The 2,018-nt window shown below is 39.5% G+C and carries 1 protein-coding gene and 2 rRNA genes; all 3 read left to right on the top strand.

Annotated features, from left to right (window positions below; genetic code table 11):
- Nucleotides 1-90: ribosomal RNA gene (locus H148_RS0102610) — 23S ribosomal RNA — on the top strand; the annotation flags it as partial.
- Between the two features lie 224 nt (nt 91-314).
- A 5S ribosomal RNA gene (rrf, locus tag H148_RS0102605) occupies nt 315-424 on the top strand.
- A gap of 494 nt (nt 425-918) precedes the next feature.
- The coding region (locus H148_RS17100) for a hypothetical protein (RefSeq protein WP_037324550.1) at nt 919-2,018 on the top strand (1,100 nt) is incomplete at its 3' end.

The raw sequence follows: 2,018 nt of genomic DNA, 5'->3' as shown, positions 1-2,018 counted from the left end.
TCGTGGGAGACTACCACGTTGATAGGTCACAGGTGTAAAGGCAGTAATGTCATAGCTGAGTGATACTAATAATCCGTATAGCTTAGTGCAGCCCCTCTGCCCCCTAACCCCCACAATGGGGGAATGAGGGCAGAGGGCGCAAAACCTAAAGCTTAAAATTACCTTTGCTCAATTATATGTCTTCTTACATTTTTATTTTCCAACTATGTCAACTTATTAGAAGTGAGATATTAGATATGAGATTCGAGATTTTTTTGTCTCAAGTCTAAGATCTATCCCGATAGCTATCGGGACTAATATCTGCTTTAAAGACCTAAGGTGGTTATAGCAACGGGGCTCACCTCTTCCCATTCCGAACAGAGAAGTTAAGCCCGTTAGCGCAGATGGTACTGCTATCTTGTGGGAGAGTATGTCGCCGCCTTTCTTTTAAACCCTTCATCATGAATTTGATGAAGGGTTTTTTTATGGATCATTCCTAAATGTTGTGGATTAGGCAAAAATGGATCATTCTTAAATGTTGTGGACTAGGCAAAAATTCTGGTTAATCTGAAGAGGAAAAATTTATTTTCCTGATATCCTTCTTTAACGACAACAAATTTGAATAGTGGCCAATTTACAAAGTTTGTCAGAATTTATTCACAGAAAAAATTTAATATAAGGTATTAAAGGTAAGTAAGTTAGCGTATATTTAGGATTGCTTTTGGGATTCTTTAAATGTTTCCGGCGAAGTACCCCCCCCTAATTTTCTCCCCCACTATAAAAGATCAAAGTTCAACTTCCCCTGTTGTTCTTTTAAGGTCTTTTTTTAAAGTTGTTCCCCCCCCTTAATTTTGTTCCCCCAAAAAAGATTCGCCCGGATCTGCATTGGTCTTATTGTGCTTGTGTTTTTGGTATTCATTAACCAAAAACAATTTAATTATGAAAGACAATACTTTGAATTCCTGTTGGGGACAGAATTATTTCTCGACGCGAAAACAGTTCAAAACCCTTGGAGAAAGTTTCATTAGCAATTTAGGGTTTGTTTTCGTAATTGCTTTGTTCTTCATGGGCAGCAACGACCTTTACGCTCAACTTAGTTGCCCTCATGAAATGGAGCAAGTGACTAAAACCGACCCATCATGTCCAAATCCTGAAAATTACGACATTACAAAAGTTGACCGGCAAGTGGTCGGTGATGAGATTTTTTATGTCAAGGTAAGTGGGGATGCCTGCTGCGGAGACTTTTTAGTCAATCCCAAAAGCGGGAACGAATGTTTTTATGATACCAATACTGCCGGACCTTCAGGCCCCGATGTTGTTATTACAGAAGTTGGGACTGTTCCTGATGACTGTAACCTTTCAGAATTAACTAAATGTTCTGAAGGATTTAATGATGTTATGGAATTCACATGCTCCGATGGTTCAACGGTAGGTCATCGGGTTATTTTTTTAGGATCCTTGGATGCGGGAGAATATAGTTATTGGTATTATAAAGTAGAGAACGGCGTTAATAGCTGTATAAGTGATATCAGCCATATTGCTTTTGGTATCGTGGATGATGATGTATGTTGTGTGGATGAACTGGTAGATGTAAGTGATGATTTCTGTGATGGAAATCAATCAAACACTCTTCTTAGTGAGTATAATGATGATATAGGAGCTATCGAAAGTGAAACCGTTGTTTGGTATACCGATGTCGATCGCACAGAAGGTAACGTAATTACCGAAACAGGAGATCTTTCAGCAGAAGGCAGTCCTTACTTTTATTATGCCCTGGCCACCGACGATATTACCGGCTGTGAAAGTTTTGCTGTTTTAGAAATTGTGATTTATCCTGACCCTACTCCGGAGCTGGATACTGATGCCGTATGCTATGGAGTGGAATCCACCTTTACAGCGACAGCAGGATTTGCAGATTATTTATTCTTCGTTGATGCAAATGAGAACGATGAGTACGATGCAGGAGAGGAAAATCTTCAGCAAGGTGTTGATAATACTTATTCAGCGGTGCTTGCAGATGGTGATGTGATCAGTGTCTG

The organism is Salinimicrobium terrae DSM 17865, from assembly GCF_000424665.1.
GTDB lineage: Bacteria > Bacteroidota > Bacteroidia > Flavobacteriales > Flavobacteriaceae > Salinimicrobium > Salinimicrobium terrae.
This window is presented reverse-complemented; position numbering and strand designations above follow the sequence as displayed.